The organism is Roseococcus microcysteis, from assembly GCF_014764365.1.
Lineage (GTDB): Bacteria > Pseudomonadota > Alphaproteobacteria > Acetobacterales > Acetobacteraceae > Roseococcus > Roseococcus microcysteis.
Map to the genome: position 1 here is coordinate 1,723,842 of NZ_CP061718.1, position 15,458 is coordinate 1,739,299.

Here is a 15,458-nt window from a genome sequence, read left to right on the forward strand (position 1 = left end):
TCCATGCCAAAGCTTATGCGCCTCGCCATCCTGGACGACTACCAGGGCGTCACCCTCGCCCTGGGCCCGTGGGAGAAGCTGCCGCACATCGAGACCACCGTCTTCCGCGACACCCTGCACGACCAGGACGCGCTGGTGGCCCGCCTCGCGCCCTTCGACGCCATCCTCGCCATGCGCGAGCGCACGCCCTTCCCCGCCGCGCTGCTGGAGCGGCTGCCGAACCTGAAGCTGCTGATCACGACGGGCGAGCGCAACCGCGGCATTGACGCCGCCGCCTGCGCCGCGCGCGGCATCACCTTCAGCGGCACGCCGAGCTTCGGCGCGCCGACCGTGGACCTCACCTGGGGGCTGATCCTCGCCCTCGCCCGCGGCATCCCGGGGCAGCAGGACGCGCTGCGCGCCGGCCGCTGGCAGACGGAGGTGGGCGTGGGGCTGCAGGGGCGCACGCTGGGCCTGCTGGGCCTGGGCAAGCTCGGCCAGAAGGTGGCGAAGGTGGGCCAGGCCTTCGGCATGAAGACCATCGCCTGGAGCCAGAACCTCACCGCCGAGGCCGCCGCCGCCCATGGCGTGACGCGCGTCGAGAAGGCGGAGCTCTTTTCCGGCGCCGATGTGCTCTCCATCCACCTCATCCTCTCCGAGCGGTCGCGCGGGCTGGTGGGGGCCGCGGAACTCGCGCTGATGAAGCCCGATGCCTTCGTGGTGAACACCTCGCGCGGGCCCATCATTGACCAGGCGGCGCTGATCGCGGCCCTGCGCGAAGGGCGCATCGCCGGTGCCGGCATTGATGTCTATGACATCGAGCCGCTGCCCATGGACCACCCGCTGCTGTCGGCGCCCAACACGGTGCTGACGCCGCATCTGGGCTACGTCACGCAGGAGAATTACCGCAGCTATTTCGCGGGGGCGGTCGAGGCCATCCAGGCCTATGAGGCGGGCAGCCCCATCCGCGTCATCACGGGCTGAACCGCCGGGAAAGGTGGACAGGCGCGGCGCGGCGGTGTGTGCTGCGCCGCAAAACCCCGAGGTGGCACGGATGAAGCTGGCGAATGGTCTGGATTGGGCAAGCCTCACGCAGCGCGAACGCGACGACGCCTATGACAACCGCAAGGCCGTGGCCGACAGCCCCGCGCTGACCGAGGAACGCAACCAGGCCTCCGAAGCCTTCCGCGCCGCCCATCCCGGCCACCTGAACCTGCCCTATGGCCCCACCGAGCGCGAGGCCTGGGACCTCTTCCCGGGCCGCGACCCCTCGGCCCCCGTGCTGGCCTTCATCCATGGCGGCTATTGGCAATGGAACCGAAGGCAGGATTTCGCCTGCGTGGCCGAGGGCGCGCTGGCCATGGGCTGGGGCGTGGCCCTCTGCGGCTACAGCCTGGCGCCCGATGCCACGCTGACCCGCATCGTCTGGCAGTTGAACACGGCGCTGGACTGGCTTTCCGCCCATGGCGCCGAGCACGGCATGGGCGGGCCGCTGGTGCTGTCCGGCTGGAGCGCGGGCGGGCATTTGACGGCGCTGGGGGCCGAACACCCCTCGGTGAGTGCGGCCGTCGCCATCTCCGGCATCTTCGAACTGGGGCCGATCCGCGACACCTACCTGAACGCGGCGCTGAAGCTGACCGATGACGAGATCATCAACCTCTCCCCCATGCGGCGGCCGGTGGTGATGAAGCCCATGGCCATCGTCCATGGCGGGGCGGAACTGCCCGAGCTGTGCCGCCAATCGCGCGACTTCCACGCGCGGCGCGCGGCGGCGCAAGCACCTGGCCCGCTCTGGCCCGTGCCCGGCGCCGATCATTTCCGCGTTCTGGAGGCGCTGCGCCGGCCCGACGGGCTGTTGCTGCGCGTGGCGGCGGAAATGCTGCGATGATCGTCACCCTGGAGGGGCTGCGCGCCCGCCTCGCCGCCGGCACGCCCGCCACCACCATCGCGGCCGAGGCGCTGGCGCGCATCGCGGCATTCAACGACCCCGCGCTGTTCCTGCACCTGCGCCCCGAGGCCGAGATCATGGCCGAGGCGGCGCGCCTGCCGCAGGGCAAGCTGCACGGCATCCCCTTCGTGGTGAAGGACAATATCGACGTGGCGGGAATGCCCACCACCGCCGCCTGCCCGGACTTCGCCCATGTGCCGGAGGCCGATGCACCCGCCGTAGCGCGGCTGCGCGCGGCCGGCGCGCTGCTGCTGGGCAAGGTGAACCTGGACCAGTTCGCCACCGGGTTGAACGGCACGCGCAGCCCCTACGGCACCCCGCGCAACGCCGTCCGGGCGGAGCTGATTCCGGGGGGCTCCTCCTCCGGCTCGGCCACGGCGGTCGCGGCGGGCATCGCGGCCTTCAGCCTGGGGACGGACACGGCGGGCTCGGGCCGGGTGCCCGCCGCCGCGCAGAACCTGGTGGGCCTGAAGCCGAGCCTGGGGCTGATCCCGACGCGGGGCGTGGTGCCGGCCTGCCGTTCGCTCGACGTGGTGTCCATCTTCGCCCATTCGGTGGCCGATGCGGCGGCCGTGCTGGCCATCGCCGCCGGCCCCGATGCCGAGGACCCCTACAGCCGCCCCGCCCCCGCCACCTGGCGCGCCCTGGACGCACCGCCCGCCGCGCCGCGCCTGGCCGCGCCGCTGGAGGAACAGCTCGTCTTCGACACGCCGGGCGACGCGGCGGTGTTTCACGCCACGCTGGCCCGCGCCGAGGCCATGGGGGCCACCATCCGCCGCGTGGACATCGCCCCCCTGCTGGAGGTGGCACGCCGCCTCTATGACGGGGCCTGGGTGGCCGAGCGCACGGCGGCGCTGCGGGAATGGGTCGTGCGGCGGCCGGACGCCCTGCACCCCGTCACCCGCGCCATCCTGGAAGGCGGGCTCGATCGCCGCACCATAGACGCCTTCGACGATTTCCACGCGGCCGCCGGCGCGCGGCTGCTGGCCCGGCGCCTCTTCGCCGAGGTGGACGCGCTGCTGCTGCCCACCTGCCCCGGCATCCCCACCCTGGCGGCGATGGAGGCGGCGCCCATCGCGGCCAATTCGCGGCTGGGCACCTACACGAATTTCGTGAATCTCTGCGACCTGGCGGCGCTGGCGGTGCCCGCGGGCTTCCGGGCGGATGGCGCGCCAGCGGGTGTCACGCTGGTCGGGCCGGCGCATAGCGAGGGGCGGCTGTGCGGCATGGGTGCGGCCATCCATCACGCGGCCGGCATCGGGCCGCTGCCGCCCACCCCCGCGCCGCTGGCGCCGCATGAGCTGGCGCTGTTCGCCATCGGCGCGCATATGGCCGGCCTGCCCTTGAACCGGCAATTGCTGGGCCATGGCGGGCGCTTCCTGCGCGCGGCCCGCACGGCGCCGGCCTATCGCCTGCACGACCTCGGCAACCGGCCCGGCATGGTGCGGGTGGCGACCGGCGGCGGCATGATCGCGGGCGAGGTCTGGGCCCTGCCCGCCGCCAGCATCGGGCCTTTCCTCGCCGAAATCCCGCCGCCGCTCGGTTTCGGCCAGGTGGCGCTGGAGGATGGCAGCCGCATCCTGGGCTTCCTGGCCGAGGCCGAGGGCGTGGCCAGCGCGCCGGACATCACGGCGCTGGGCGGCTGGCGCGCGCATCTGGCGGCGAAGGGATGATCGCCACGGGGCGAAGGCCCGCGGGCGTGGATCAGGCGACGCCGATCCCGCCGCCGCCGCGCCCATGCGGCCGGTCCAGATCCGGCACCGGCCCCACCGGCACGATGCCATGCGGGTTCAGGCCACGGTGGCTTTCATAGTAGTGGCGGCGGATGTGGGAGAAGTTCACCGTCTCCCGCACCCCTGGCCATTGGTAGAGTTCGCGCAGATAGCCTGACAGCGCGGGGTAGTCCGCGATGCGCCGCCGGTCGCATTTGAAGTGGCCGGCATAGACCGCGTCGAAGCGCAGCAGCGTGGGGAAGAGGCGCCAATCGGCCTCGGTGATGGTGTCGCCGCAGAGGTAGCGGCGGCGCGAGAGAATGCCCTCCAGCCAGTCCAGCGTCTCGAAGAGCGGATGCACCGCCGCCTCATAGGCGGCCTGGGTGGTGGCGAAGCCCGCCTTGTAGACCCCGTTGTTCAGCGTGTCGTAGATGCGCGCGTTGAGCGCATCTATCTCCTCGCGCAGCGCCTCCGGGTAATGGCGCCCGCCGCCGCCCCAGGCGGTGTCGAGCATGCGGATGATGTCGGCGCTCTCATTGCTCACGATGGTGCCGCGCGCCTTGTCCCACAGCACGGGCACCGTGACCTTGCCGGTGAAGCGCGGGTCGGCGGCGGTGTAGACCTGGTGCAGGAAGCGGGCGTTCTGGATGGGGTCGGGGATCACGCCCTCGCCCTCCACGAAGGTCCAGCCATGGTCGAGCATCAGCCAGTTCACGACCGAGACGCTGATGGAGTCCTGCAGCCCGTTCAGCACGCGGAAGATCAGCGTGCGGTGCGCCCAGGGGCAGGCCAGCGAGACATAGAGGTGGTAGCGCCCATGCTCGGCCTTGAAGCCGCCCTCGCCCGTGGGGCCGGGCGCGCCGTCGGCCGTGACCCAGTTGCGGAAGGGGCTTTCGTTGCGGACGAAGGCGCCGTCCTTGGTGGCGACGAGGGGGGTCTCGGCGTGCCAGGCGCCGTTGATCAGCAGGCCCATGGGGCATTCACTCCTTCGCGGCGGGCAGGCGCCAGACCAGCGCGGAAAGCCCCACGCAGCCCAACGCCAGCAGCCAGGGCAGGATGCGCGCCCCGGCCAGGTCGGCCGCCAGCCCGAGCAGGGCCGGCACCACCGCCACGCCCAGCATGGCGGCGGAGACCTGGAACCCCACCGCCTGCGCCGCCGCCTGGGTGCCGAGGCGTGAGGGCGTCCGGGCCATCACCGTCGGATAGATCGGGGCAAGGGCCAGCGCCATCAACCCGAGTGCGGCGAAATCCGCCCAAGCCGTGGCCAGGAGCAGCGCCGCCAGCACGGTGACGGGGGTGAGAAGGCGCAGCAGAAGGTCCGCCCCCACCCGATCCACCACGAAGCCGAGGCCGATGCGCCCCGCCGTCAGCGCCGCGAAGAAGGTGGTGGCGGCCGCCGCGCCCTCGGCCGGGGTGGCGCCGCGCGCGGCGGTGAGGATGGTGGCGGCCCATTGCCCCGCCCCGGCCTCGATGCCGGTGTAGACGAAGAAGAGAACGATCTGCAGCCGCGCCACCGGGTGCCGCAGCACGGCCAGCGCCGAGAGGTCCGCCCCGCCCCCCTGGTGCCCGCCCGCATCCCAGCGCCGGCGCGTCAGCCCGAAGGCCAGTGACAGCGCGGCCAGCACGGCGCCCACCACAAGGTAGCCCGCCTGCCAGCCGAAGCCGCCCGCCAGCAGCAGCGCCGCCGCCAGCGGCCCCAGCGTGGCGCCGATGCCCCAGCATCCGTGCAGCCAGTTGAGGTGGCGCGGCCGGAAGCGATGCGCGGCGAAGAGGTTCAGCGCCGCATCCACCGCGCCCCCGCCCATGCCCGCCAGCACGGAGAGCGCCACGAAGCCCCACCAGGGCGGCGCGAGCCCCTGCCCCAGGGCGGCCGTCGCGGTGGCCGCCAGGCTGACGGACAGCAGCAGCCCGATGCCCAGCCCCCGGATCAGCCGGGCCGCCAGCAGACCGGCCGTGATGTAGCCCGCCGCATTGGCGGCCAGCACGAGGCCCAGCCCCGCATTGGCTACGCCGAAATGCGGCTGCAATTCGGGCCAGAGGCTGCCGGGCAAAGGGTCCGGCAGGCCCAACCCGATGAAGGCGAGGAAGGCGAGGGCGAGTAGGGGCATCACCTCAGCGTCCGATCGCCCCGGGCCCCGGGCCTGGGGCGTGAAGCGGCCGCGCGATCAAGTCCCCAGCGCTTTCTCCGCCGCGTCGGCCAGGATGCGGAGCGAAAGGACCAGATCCTCCTCCTTCGTGTCCTCGGCCCAATGGTGGCTGATGCCGCCAATGGAGGGCGTGAAGAGCATCGCCATGGGCATGATCTTCGCCACATGCTGCGCGTCATGGATGGCGCCGGAAGGCATGGGCTGCCATTGGCCATTGGCGTGGCGCGTCGCGGCCTCGCACAGCGCGCCGTGCAGCACGGGGTCGGCGATGGCCGGCGCCGAACGGCCCAGCCGTTCGATGCTGAGGGCGCAGCGGTCGCGCCGGTCCACCTCCTGCACGATGCGGTGCAGCAGAGTCTCCAGCCGGTCCAGCACCTCCTCCGACAGGTCGCGGAACTGGAAGATCAGCTCCGCCCGGCCGGCGATGATGTGCGGCGCGTTGGGCTCCAGCACCACCCGGCCGCAGGTCCAGACCGTGCGTTCGCCGATATGCATCGGGAATTGCTCGTCGATCAGCGCCAGCACGCGCATGGCGGCGACCGCGGCATCCTTGCGCTCGGCCATGGTGGTGCCGCCGGTGTGGTCCTACTGGCCGATGGCGGTGATCTTGAAATAGCGGATGCCGAAGATGCCGGTGACGACGCCGCTGCGCAGCCCCGCCTGTTCGAGCTGCGTGCCCTGCTCGATGTGCAGTTCCAGGAAGCCGCGATAGCGCGCGGGGTCGAGGCGCATCCGCGGCAGGCCCTCCAGCCCGGCCTCGCGCAGCGCCTCGCGCAGCGGCTTGCCTTCGGTGGCGTGGCGGGCGGCATCAATCTCGGCCTCCGTCACCTCGCCCACCATGGAGCGGCTGCCGAGGAAGCTGCCGTAATGGCCTTCCTCATCGGCGAAGGCGACCACGTCCACGGGCATGCCCGCGCGGGCCAGCGCCAGGCCCGCCAGCACGCCCAAGGCGCCGTCCAGCCAGCCGGCCTCGTTCTGCGTCTCGATATGGCTGCCGGCCAGCAGCTTCTTGCCCGGCCCGGGGTGGCGGCCCAGCACATTGCCGAGGCCGTCCATCTCCGGCTCCAGCCCCACCTCGCGCATGCGGTCCATCAGCCAGTGGCGGCTTTCCATGTCCTGCGGCGTGTAGGTCGGGCGGTGGACGCCGGTCTTGAACTTGCCGATCTGCCGCAGCTCATGCAGGTCGGCCAGGAAGCGGGCGGTATCGGGCTCAGCCACGGAGATAGGCCTCCGCCGCGTCCGCCATGATGCGGATGTTCAGCGCCAGATCCTCCTCCTTCGTGTCCTCGGCCCAATGGTGGCTGATGCCGCCGATGGAGGGCGTGAAGAGCATCGAGGCCGGCATGATGCGCGCCATGTATTGCGCGTCATGGCCCGCACCCGAGGGCATGTGCTGCCATTGCCCATTGGCGTGCTTGGTCGCGGCCTCGGCCAGTGCAGCCTGCATGGCGGGGTCGCAGGGGCGGGCTTGGAGCGGCTCATCGCCTCCAGCGTGGTGGTGGTGCGCTCGGTGCGGTTCATCTCCTGCACGATGCGGCGCAGGCATTCCTCCAGCCGTTCCAGCGTCGGCACGTCAATGTCGCGGAACTGGAACAGCACCTCGGCGCGGCCGGGGATGATGGAGGGCGCGCCGGGGTCCAGCGCGATGCGCCCGCAGGTCCAGACCGTGCGGGGCCCGCAGATCATGGGGAATTCGCGGTCCACGCGGGCCAGCAGCCGCACCGCCGTCAGGCCCGCATCCTTGCGTTCGGCCATGGTGGTGCCGCCGGCATGGTCCTGCATGCCTTCGATGACAAGGCGGAACTGCCAGATGGCGACGATGCCCGTCACCACGCCGGCGCGCAGCCCCTGGGATTCGAGCTGGGTTCCCTGCTCGATATGCATCTCGAAGAAGCCCTTGTAGCGGGACGGGTCCAGCTTCGGCCGCGGCAGGCCTTCAAGGCCCGCCTCGCGCAGCGCCTCGCGGAGCGGCTTGCCGTGGTAGCGGTTCTTCAGACCGTCGATCTCGCTGTCTTCCAGGATGCCGAGCAGCGAGCGGCTGCCGATGAAGCTGCCGTAGTGGCCCTCCTCATCGGCGAAGGCGACGACATCCACCGGCAGCCCGGCGCGGGCAAGCGCGACACCCGCCATCACACCCAGCGCGCCATCCAGCCAGCCGGCCTGATTCTGGCTTTCGATATGGCTGCCCACCAGCAGATGCGGACCCGGCCCGGGGTGGCGGCCGAAGACATTGCCGATGCCGTCCATGCTGGGCTCCAGCCCCACCTCGCGCATGCGGTCCATCAGCCAGCGGCGGCTTTCCATGTCCTCGGGCGAGAAGGTGGGGCGGTGCACGCCGGTCTTGTAGGCCCCGATCTTCCGAAGCTCGTTCAGGTCCTTGAGGAACCGTTCCGTGTCCACCTGCGCCATGCCGCACCCCTTTCGCGAAGCGGGCGAGGATAGGCCATGATGCGAGGGCGGCAATGGGCCGCGAGGGGGGCGACATGTCCGAGATCACCCGTTTTGCCACGCCTTTGGGCGGGCGTGCCTATCCGCCGTTCTCCATGGCCGTGCGGCATGGCGGCACGCTGTATGTCTCGGGGCTGGGGCCGGTGGACCCGCAGGGGAACATCGCGCGCGGGGATTTCGCCGCGCAGTTCGACCAGGTGATCCGCAACCTGCACGCCATCCTGGCCGAGGCCGGCACGGATATGACGCGTGTGCTCAAGACCAGCGTGCTGCTGGTGCGCGCGACCGACGTGCCGGAGATGAACCGCCTCTATGCGGCGGCCTTCGACGCGGCGCACCTGCCGGCGCGCACCACCAGCGTGGTGGCGGCACTCCCGGTGCCGGACTTCCTGCTGGAGATCGAGGCGATCGTGGCGGTGGGGTGAGGCCTCTTGATCTTCCCATTATGGGAAGCTCCATGCTGATCAGATGATTCGTTTTCGAGCCTTTGGCATGCCCCCGATGCGACGCCGCCTCGCGCTGCTCGGCCTTGCCGCCACGCCCTTGGCGCTGCCCGCGGCGGCGCATTCCGAACTGCGGCGCAGCGTGCCCGCCGCGGGCGCCGTGCTTGACCGCGCGCCGGAGCGGATCGAACTGCATTTCAGCGAAAGGGTGCAGTTGACCGCGCTGCGCCTGCGCCGCGCCGACAACGTCGAAATCCCGCTGCCGCGCCGCCCCATCCGGCCGGAGCGCACCGAGATCATCGCCCTGCCGCCGCTGGAACCCGGCGAGTATCGGGCCGAATGGCGCATCATCTCGGCCGATGGGCATCCGGTCGGCGGGGTCATTCCCTTCCGGGTGGCGGGGACGCGCCAGCCATGATCCTGGAGTATCTCCAGCCGGACCCTTCGCTGCTGGATGGCCTGACCGTCCTGCTGCGCGGCGCCCAGCATGCGGCCACGCTGGGAGCGGCGGGCCTCGTCATCTTCGCGCTGGGCTTTGGCCATCGGCTGGATGGGACGGAAGCCGCGCGGCTGCGGCGCACGGTGCTGGCGGCCATCGGGGCCGGCCTCGCGCTATCGGTGCTGGCGCTGGTCCTGCGGGTGCTCGTGCTGACCGCGGGGGCGAGTGCCACCGACCCCGATGTCTGGGCGGCCGTCCTGCGCTCGCGCATCGGGGATGCCTTCTGGCTGCGCGGCGCGGGGCTGGTGCTGCTCGCGGCGGTGGCCTTGCCTTGGCGGGTGGGTCCGGCGGTCGCGGCGGTGGGGGCGGCGCTGGTCGTGGGGTCCTATGCCGCGATGGGCCATTCCACCCTCTACGGCCCACGGCAGGAAATCGTGGCGCTGCTGGTGCTGCACCTCGTGGTCGTGGCCTTCTGGGTGGGTTCGCTGCCGCCCCTGCTCTGGGTGGCAGGGCGACCGGATGGCGCGGCGGCGGCCGTGCTCGTGCGGGATTGGAGCCGGGCCGCGACCCTGGCCGTGCTGGCCATGCTCGTCACCGGCATGCTGCTGACCTGGTATCTGACCCTTCGCCTCGACCGCATCCTGGACGCCTGGCATGGCTGGGCGCTGCTGGCCAAGACGCTGGCGGTGCTGGCGGCGCTGGCGCTGGCCGGGTGGAACCGTCTGCGCCACACGCCGGCCCTGGCACGCGGCGAGGCGGGCGCCGGCGCGCGGCTGGCGGGCGCCATCCGCGTCGAGATGGTCTTCATCCTGCTGGCCTTCTGGGCGGCGGCCGAGATGGTCTCGGTCCATCCCGTGGATTACGGCCACCGCCTGCCAGGCTGACGCGCTACAGCGTCAGCCCGCCATCCACCACCACCGTCTGCCCCGTCACCATCGCGGCCCCGGCGAGCAGGAAGACCATGACCTCGGCCAAATCCTCCGGCTCGCAGCGCCGCTTCAGCACGGCCTTGTCGATCGAGGTGGCGCGCTGCTCATTGGTCCATTCGATCTGCCAGGTGGAGTTCACCGCACCCGGCGCGATGGCGTTCACCCGCACCTCCGGCCCCAGCCCGCGCGCGAGGTTCTTGGTCAGCGAGATCACGCCTGCCTTGGTCGCCCCATAGGCCATGGAGGAGCCGGGCGAATTGATCCCGGCGATGGACGCCACGGAGACGATGGCCCCACCCGTCTTCTTCAGATGCGGCGCGGCCGCCTTGGAACAGCGGAAGACGCCCAGCAGGTTCACCTCGATCACCGCCTCCCACAATTCCTCGGTGATGCGGTCGAGCGCGGTGGGCGGGATGGAGGCGCGGGTGCCCGGCGTGCCGGCATTGTTCACGAGGTAATCGAGGCGCCCGAGATCGGCCACCGCCTGTTCCACCATGCGCGGGCCATCCGCCGCATCGCCGACATTGCCGGGGGCGGAGAGCACGTCCATTCCCTCGGCCCGCAGCGCCTCCACCACCTCCGGCCCGCGCGGGTCGTCGGCCAAATGGTTGATGGCGACCTTGCAGCCGCCCTTCGCCAGCATCCGCACGGTGGCGAGGCCGATGCCCGAGGCACCCCCCGTCACCAGCGCCGCCTTGCCCTTGAGGTCATAGGTGATCATGCGTCATTCGCCTTCATGCCACGTCCCGCCATGAAGCCGATCTGCCGCATGGCCTTCTTGAGCGCGATGAGCTTGGCATCGCGTTCCTCGAACAGTTCCGCGGGCGCGCGCCCGCCCCAGTCGTAGTAACCGCGCCCGCCCATGACACCCGTATCCCCGCGCGCGATCAGCGCATCCATGCTGCGGCTGTGGTCGGTCTCGGGCGGGGGCGTGTACATCTTGTTGCGGAAGGTGTGCTGCAGCAGCGGCAGGCCCGTGAAATCCGCCTTGGCCATGATGCCAATGATCATGAAGCGCAGCGCGATGCCATGGATGGCGCTGTCATCGATGTCCTGCGCGGTGGCATAGCCCTCATCAATGAGGAACTGCACCTCGTTCTGGAAGGCGGCCTGGATGCGGTTCGCGATGTAGCCGGGGATGAACTTCTTCAGGACGATGGGCACCTTGCCCATGGCCTCGATGGCCTCCTTCACGGTCGCCATCGCCTCCGGCTCGCATTCGGGGCTGGCCACCAGATCCACCAGGTCCACCAGGTAAGGCGGCGTGTACCAATGCGCGATCAGCGCGCGCTTCAGGCGATGCGGCGGCATCAGCGGAAACACGTCGAGGTAGCTGGTGTTGCTGGCCCAGATGGCGTCCGGCGGCGCGCAGGCGTCGAGCTGCGCGTAGAGCGTCCGCTTGGCCTCGGGGTTTTCCACGATGGCCTCGATGATGAGCTCCGCGCCCTCCACCGTCTCCGCAAGGTCCGCGTGGCAGGTGCAGATTTGCGCCAGCTGTTCCGGCCCCATGCCCGCCGGGGCCTCGCCCATGGCGGTCAGGGTGGTCAGCGCCTTGGCCATCAGCTCCGGCGCGCGGGCGAGCGTCTCGGCATGGGAATCGGTCAGGCGGACGCTGTGCCCGCCCATGGCGAAGACCAGGGCCAGCGCATGGCCCATCGTGCCGGCGCCCAGCACCGCCACGCGCATCTGTCGGCTCATCTTAATTCTCCGCGATTCAAGAGGGTGGGGTCCAGGGTTCGGGGGCGCGGAAATCAATGCCGGTGGCGACATCCACCACCACCGGCGCCTCCATGGCGATGGCCCGGCGCAAGGCTGGGCCGATGGCGTCCGGCGTCTCGACGCGGATGCCAGTGACGCCGAATTCCTCCGCCACGCGGGCGAAGTTGGTGGGGCCGAAGCGCAGCACCTGCTCCGCCGCCACGGGCCGGTTGCCGGCCTGCTTGAGGTAGTTGGGCCAGCCCTGGCCGAAGCCCGAATTGTTGTTCACCACCAGCACCACGCCGATGCCCCGCCGCCGCGCCGTCTCCAGCTCGGTGAGGTGGTAGTAGAGCGCGCCATCGCCCGAGAAGCACACCACCTTGCGATGGGGCGCGGCGCATTTGGCCCCCAGCGCGGCGGGGAAGGACCAGCCCAGCGAGCCCGCCGCGCGCAGGTAGGACTGTCCCGCGCCGTTCAGCTCCACCAGATTGCCGGTCCAGATGCCCGAATAGCCCGTATCGGCCACCAGGATGCCGTCTTCGGGCAAGGCCGCGCTGATCTCGGCGCAGAGCCGGGCCGGGTCTATGGGCGCGTCATTGGAGGCCATGCGCGGCGCCATCGCCGCGCGCCATTCGCGCATGGCGGTCGCGGCGCGCAGCGCGTAGCCACCATCACGCTCCGGCCGGCCGATCAGCGTGTTGAGCGCGGCCAGGCTCAGCTTCGGGTCGCCGCACAGCGCATGTTCCAGCGCGTAGCTGCGCTCGAACTCCAGCGGGTCGGCGTCGAGCTGGATGCAGCGCCGGCCCAGGCGCGGCGTGCGCCAATAGTTCGTCAGCATGTCCGAGGTGTCGGCGCCGATGAAGAAGACCAGCTCCGCCTCATCCACCACCGCGTTCGCCGGTGGGCCGGCATAGGCGCCCAGCACGCCCAGATGCAGCGGGTGGCGCGTCGGCACGATGCCCCGCGCGCCGAGGGAAAGCGCGATCGGCGCCTGCAAGGCCTCGGCCAGCGCCAGCAATTCCGGGCCGCAGCCCGAGAGCAGCGCGCCCTCGCCCACCACCAGCGCCACGCGCTTCGCGCCCAGCAGCAGCGCGGCCGCACGGTCCAGCCCATCGGCGATGGAGCGATGGCGCGGGGCGCGCCAATCGGCCAGTTCCAGCGGCGCGTCCGTGATCTCGCCGCGCTCGATCACCTCGCCCATCAGCCCGTGCAGATCGAGATGCGCGGGGCGCGGCGGCGGCGCCAGCATGGCGGACCAGGCCTGTCGCAGTTGGCGCGGGAAATCCTCCGCGCGCTCCACCAGCGCCGCGTGCTTCGTCACCGCCTGGAAGAGCGGCCCATGCGGCAATTCCTGATAGGCGTTGCGGTGTTGGTGGCCGAGCGGCTTGCGCCCCGTCAGCGCCAGCACCGGCGCGCGGCCGAGATAGGCATCCTGCAACCCGGCCGCGAGGTTCGCCGCCCCGACCGCCTGCGCCGCCACGACACCCGGCCGGCCGGCGATGCGCGCATAGCCATCGGCCATGTAGGCGGCGGATTTCTCGGCATGGGCGAGGACGGGCTGCACGCCCACCCGTTCCAGCGCCAGCAGCGTCCGCCGCAGCACCGCATCCACGAAGAAGAAATGCGAGACGCCCGACCCTCGCAATGACCGGGCGAGCCATTCGGCCCCTTCCATCCGCTTCCCCCTTCCTTGACGGGAAGGAGGGTCGCGCGGGGGGCCCGCCCGGTCAATCCGCGGGCAGCTTCAGCGGCTGCGCTCGATCCCGATGGCGCGAACCACCCGGCCCAGCGCCTCGCTTTCCGCCGCGATCAGGCGGGCGGATTCCTCGGGACCGCGGAACTGCGGCGTCACGCCGCTGCGGGCCAGCTGCTGCTGGAAGCGCTCGGTGCGCCAGGCGGCCTCGAAGGCCGTCATCAGCGCGGCGCGGCGGTCGGCGGGCAGGCCGCGCGGGGCCAGCATGCCCCACCAGATCAGCGTCTCCTCCTCCGGGATGCCCAGCGCGTCGAGGCCGCTGCCCGTGGGCACCGCCGGGTGCTGGTCACGCTGCGTCAGGATCAGGCAGCGGGCGCGCCCGTCGCGGATGGCCGGCATGGCGACCGCGATGGAGCCGCCATAGAGCTGGATATGCCCGCCGCTGAAGGCCGTCAGCGTCTGCGCGGCGCCCTGGAAGGGCACCATGGTCCCCTCCACGCCCAGCCGGCGGAAGACGCGCTCGGCGGCCAGGTGCATGTTCCCGCCCACGCCGTCGGTGCCATAGGTGTAGCCGCCCGGGTCGGCGCGCATGGCCGCGATCAGGCTCCGCGCGTCCTGGTGGGGGCTGTCATTCCGCACGCAGAGGGTGAAGCCCACATGGCCCACCATGAACATCGGCTCCAGCTGGTCCACGGTGTAGCGCACGTTCATCACATGCGGCGCGGCGGTGATGGGCGAGTTGGCGGTGAACATCAGCGTGTGGCCATCGGGCCGCTGGTCCACCACGAACTGCGTGCCGATGGTGGAGGAGGCGCCGGGCCGGTTCTCCACCGCGATGGGCTGGCCGAGCGAGTTCCCCACCAGCTCCGCCAGCAGCCGCGCGAAGACGTCCGTACCGCCGCCTGGCGCGATGGGAACGATGATGCGGATGGGCCGTTCGAAGGATTGGGCGGCCGCGGGGGCGATGGCGGCGAAGGCAAGGCCGCAGGCAAGCAGGGCGCGCTTCAGCATGGACGGGTTTCTCCCTGAGGGGTCGAGGTTCGCGCGCAACTTCGCACGCGCCACCCAGGGAACAACCCTTTCGCCCCCGCAAACCATCCGGACAAATCCCAGCCTGCCCGACAAAGCGGCAGGCTGGGGCCCATTCAGGGGGCAGCGCCGCTCAGCGCGCCCAGGGGTTCCGCCGCTGCGGCGCCTGGCCCCAGGGCGAACCGCCCACCGAGGCCGGCTTGGCCCAGCCGCCCGGCGCCACGCCCGCACCGCCGCCACTGCCCCGCATGGCCATGAGGCGCGCGATGCGCTCCTCCGTCGGCGGGTGGGTGGAAAACAGCCCATCAATCCGGAAGCCCGAGAGCGGGTTGATGATGAACATATGCGCCGTGGCCGGATTGGCCTCCGCCGCCTGGTTCACCCGCCCCTGCTTGTAGCGCTCGAGCTGCGCCAGCCCGTTCGCCAGCCAGGCCGGGTCGCCGCAGATGCGCGCGCCCTCGGCGTCCGCCTCGTATTCGCGCGAACGGCTGATGGCCATCTGCACCACCATGGCGGCGATCGGGCCCAGGATCATCAGCAGGATCATGCCGATCAGGCCGAAGGGGCTTCGGCTGTCGCGGTTGCCGCCCATCATGAAGCCGAACTGCGCGAGGAAGCCGATGGCGCCCGCGATGCTCGCCGTCACGGCCATGATCAGCGTGTCGCGGTTCTTGATGTGCGCCATCTCGTGCGCGATGACGCCGGCCACCTCCTGCTCGCTCATCATGTTCAGCAGGCCGGTGTTCAGCGCCACCACACCCTTTTCCGGGCTGCGGCCGGTGGCGAAGGCGTTGGGCTGGTCCTCATGGATGATGTAGAGCGCGGGCATGGGAATGCCGGCCCGCTGCGCCAGGCGCTCGGTCATGGCGTAGAGCTGCGGCGCCTCCTGCGGCGTCACGGGCTGGGCGTTGTGCATGCGCAGCACCATCCCGTCGCCGCCCCACCAGGCGAACAGGTTCATGCCGCCCGCGATCAGCAGCGCGATCATGGCAC

17 protein-coding genes are annotated in these 15,458 nt (G+C 71.3%); 7 read left to right on the forward strand and 10 right to left on the reverse strand.

All coding sequences use genetic code 11. The annotated features are described in order from the left end of the window. The first annotated feature begins 3 nt into the window (after positions 1-3). The 3 genes from ICW72_RS08315 to atzF all read left to right on the forward strand — a co-directional run bounded on the left by ICW72_RS08315 (position 4) and on the right by atzF (position 3,600). The gene (locus ICW72_RS08315; protein WP_223880914.1) at positions 4-963 is read left to right on the forward strand and encodes a D-2-hydroxyacid dehydrogenase family protein; all 960 of its coding nucleotides are present in this window, start codon (positions 4-6) and stop codon (positions 961-963) included. A gap of 70 nt (positions 964-1,033) precedes the next feature. Continuing rightward, entirely contained in the window at positions 1,034-1,867 is an 834-nt protein-coding gene (locus ICW72_RS08320; RefSeq protein WP_191086185.1) for an alpha/beta hydrolase, read from the forward strand. After that, positions 1,864-3,600 carry an allophanate hydrolase gene (gene atzF, locus ICW72_RS08325; protein WP_191085768.1) on the forward strand — a complete coding sequence of 579 codons (1,737 nt, stop codon included), beginning with the start codon at positions 1,864-1,866 and terminating at the stop codon, positions 3,598-3,600. Before ICW72_RS08320 ends, atzF begins: the two co-directional genes overlap by 4 nt. Before the next feature lie 31 nt (positions 3,601-3,631). Here atzF and ICW72_RS08330 read toward each other — a convergent pair whose 3' ends face one another. From ICW72_RS08330 to ICW72_RS21200, 5 genes are read right to left on the reverse strand one after another with little or no spacing between them, the layout of a single operon-like run. Beyond that, the gene (locus ICW72_RS08330) at positions 3,632-4,612 is read right to left on the reverse strand and encodes a glutathione S-transferase family protein (RefSeq protein WP_191085769.1); all 981 of its coding nucleotides are present in this window, start codon (positions 4,610-4,612) and stop codon (positions 3,632-3,634) included. Between the two features lie 7 nt (positions 4,613-4,619). Continuing rightward, positions 4,620-5,747, reverse strand: a complete 1,128-nt coding sequence (locus ICW72_RS08335; protein WP_191085770.1) for an MFS transporter — start codon at positions 5,745-5,747, stop codon at positions 4,620-4,622. Between the two features lie 57 nt (positions 5,748-5,804). Beyond that, positions 5,805-6,350: a M20/M25/M40 family metallo-hydrolase gene (locus ICW72_RS20630; RefSeq protein WP_223880915.1), complete on the reverse strand. Its 546-nt coding sequence runs from the start codon at positions 6,348-6,350 to the stop codon at positions 5,805-5,807. Positions 6,351-6,371: 21 nt separating this feature from the next. Further along, positions 6,372-7,004 carry a M20/M25/M40 family metallo-hydrolase gene (locus tag ICW72_RS20635; protein ID WP_223880916.1) on the reverse strand — a complete coding sequence of 211 codons (633 nt, stop codon included), beginning with the start codon at positions 7,002-7,004 and terminating at the stop codon, positions 6,372-6,374. Further along, complete coding sequence (locus tag ICW72_RS21200) at positions 6,997-7,332, reverse strand: M20/M25/M40 family metallo-hydrolase (protein WP_332308987.1); 336 nt, start codon at positions 7,330-7,332, stop codon at positions 6,997-6,999. Before ICW72_RS21200 ends, ICW72_RS20635 begins: the two co-directional genes overlap by 8 nt. Positions 7,333-7,556: 224 nt before the next feature. Here ICW72_RS21200 and ICW72_RS21205 point away from each other — a divergent pair, with 224 nt between their 5' ends. From ICW72_RS21205 to ICW72_RS08360, 4 genes are all read left to right on the forward strand, one after another. Then, entirely contained in the window at positions 7,557-8,228 is a 672-nt protein-coding gene (locus ICW72_RS21205; RefSeq protein WP_332308988.1) for a hypothetical protein, read from the forward strand. Positions 8,229-8,269: 41 nt separating this feature from the next. After that, positions 8,270-8,659: a RidA family protein gene (locus tag ICW72_RS08350; RefSeq protein WP_191085771.1), complete on the forward strand. Its 390-nt coding sequence runs from the start codon at positions 8,270-8,272 to the stop codon at positions 8,657-8,659. A 76-nt stretch (positions 8,660-8,735) separates the two neighbouring features. Beyond that, positions 8,736-9,095 carry a copper resistance CopC family protein gene (locus ICW72_RS08355; RefSeq protein WP_191085772.1) on the forward strand — a complete coding sequence of 120 codons (360 nt, stop codon included), beginning with the start codon at positions 8,736-8,738 and terminating at the stop codon, positions 9,093-9,095. Continuing rightward, positions 9,092-10,000, forward strand: coding sequence for a CopD family protein (locus ICW72_RS08360; RefSeq protein ID WP_191085773.1), 909 nt, complete (start codon positions 9,092-9,094; stop codon positions 9,998-10,000). The genes ICW72_RS08355 and ICW72_RS08360 overlap by 4 nt, the downstream gene beginning before the upstream one ends. A gap of 4 nt (positions 10,001-10,004) precedes the next feature. On the opposite strand, the gene ICW72_RS08365 is transcribed toward ICW72_RS08360, so the two are convergent. The 5 genes from ICW72_RS08365 to ICW72_RS08385 form a co-directional block, all read right to left on the reverse strand. Beyond that, positions 10,005-10,766: an SDR family NAD(P)-dependent oxidoreductase gene (locus ICW72_RS08365; protein ID WP_191085774.1), complete on the reverse strand. Its 762-nt coding sequence runs from the start codon at positions 10,764-10,766 to the stop codon at positions 10,005-10,007. Then, entirely contained in the window at positions 10,763-11,743 is a 981-nt protein-coding gene (locus ICW72_RS08370; protein WP_223880917.1) for a 3-hydroxyacyl-CoA dehydrogenase family protein, read from the reverse strand. The genes ICW72_RS08365 and ICW72_RS08370 overlap by 4 nt, the downstream gene beginning before the upstream one ends. A gap of 16 nt (positions 11,744-11,759) precedes the next feature. Beyond that, positions 11,760-13,418: a thiamine pyrophosphate-binding protein gene (locus ICW72_RS08375; protein WP_191085775.1), complete on the reverse strand. Its 1,659-nt coding sequence runs from the start codon at positions 13,416-13,418 to the stop codon at positions 11,760-11,762. A gap of 69 nt (positions 13,419-13,487) precedes the next feature. After that, complete coding sequence (locus ICW72_RS08380) at positions 13,488-14,447, reverse strand: tripartite tricarboxylate transporter substrate binding protein (protein WP_191085776.1); 960 nt, start codon at positions 14,445-14,447, stop codon at positions 13,488-13,490. Between the two features lie 151 nt (positions 14,448-14,598). Beyond that, positions 14,599-15,453, reverse strand: coding sequence for a M48 family metalloprotease (locus ICW72_RS08385; protein WP_456300183.1), 855 nt, complete (start codon positions 15,451-15,453; stop codon positions 14,599-14,601). Between the last annotated feature and the right edge of the window lie 5 nt (positions 15,454-15,458).

What these genes read in the sequence shown, in the direction of transcription:
- ICW72_RS08365 (WP_191085774.1), bottom strand. Translation starts at nt 10,766, where the DNA reads ATGATCACCTATGACCTCAAGGGCAAGGCGGCGCTGGTGACGGGGGGT.
- ICW72_RS08385 (WP_456300183.1), bottom strand. Translation starts at nt 15,453, where the DNA reads ATGATCGCGCTGCTGATCGCGGGCGGCATGAACCTGTTCGCCTGGTGG.
- ICW72_RS20630 (WP_223880915.1), bottom strand. Translation starts at nt 6,350, where the DNA reads ATGGCCGAGCGCAAGGATGCCGCGGTCGCCGCCATGCGCGTGCTGGCG.
- ICW72_RS08350 (WP_191085771.1), top strand. Translation starts at nt 8,270, where the DNA reads ATGTCCGAGATCACCCGTTTTGCCACGCCTTTGGGCGGGCGTGCCTAT.
- ICW72_RS08320 (WP_191086185.1), top strand. Translation starts at nt 1,034, where the DNA reads ATGAAGCTGGCGAATGGTCTGGATTGGGCAAGCCTCACGCAGCGCGAA.
- ICW72_RS08375 (WP_191085775.1), bottom strand. Translation starts at nt 13,418, where the DNA reads ATGGAAGGGGCCGAATGGCTCGCCCGGTCATTGCGAGGGTCGGGCGTC.
- ICW72_RS08355 (WP_191085772.1), top strand. Translation starts at nt 8,736, where the DNA reads ATGCGACGCCGCCTCGCGCTGCTCGGCCTTGCCGCCACGCCCTTGGCG.
- ICW72_RS08330 (WP_191085769.1), bottom strand. Translation starts at nt 4,612, where the DNA reads ATGGGCCTGCTGATCAACGGCGCCTGGCACGCCGAGACCCCCCTCGTC.
- ICW72_RS08360 (WP_191085773.1), top strand. Translation starts at nt 9,092, where the DNA reads ATGATCCTGGAGTATCTCCAGCCGGACCCTTCGCTGCTGGATGGCCTG.
- ICW72_RS21200 (WP_332308987.1), bottom strand. Translation starts at nt 7,332, where the DNA reads ATGCCTGCGCCGCATCGTGCAGGAGATGAACCGCACCGAGCGCACCAC.
- ICW72_RS21205 (WP_332308988.1), top strand. Translation starts at nt 7,557, where the DNA reads ATGGTCCTGCATGCCTTCGATGACAAGGCGGAACTGCCAGATGGCGAC.
- ICW72_RS08315 (WP_223880914.1), top strand. Translation starts at nt 4, where the DNA reads ATGCCAAAGCTTATGCGCCTCGCCATCCTGGACGACTACCAGGGCGTC.
- atzF (WP_191085768.1), top strand. Translation starts at nt 1,864, where the DNA reads ATGATCGTCACCCTGGAGGGGCTGCGCGCCCGCCTCGCCGCCGGCACG.
- ICW72_RS08335 (WP_191085770.1), bottom strand. Translation starts at nt 5,747, where the DNA reads ATGCCCCTACTCGCCCTCGCCTTCCTCGCCTTCATCGGGTTGGGCCTG.
- ICW72_RS08370 (WP_223880917.1), bottom strand. Translation starts at nt 11,743, where the DNA reads ATGAGCCGACAGATGCGCGTGGCGGTGCTGGGCGCCGGCACGATGGGC.
- ICW72_RS08380 (WP_191085776.1), bottom strand. Translation starts at nt 14,447, where the DNA reads ATGCTGAAGCGCGCCCTGCTTGCCTGCGGCCTTGCCTTCGCCGCCATC.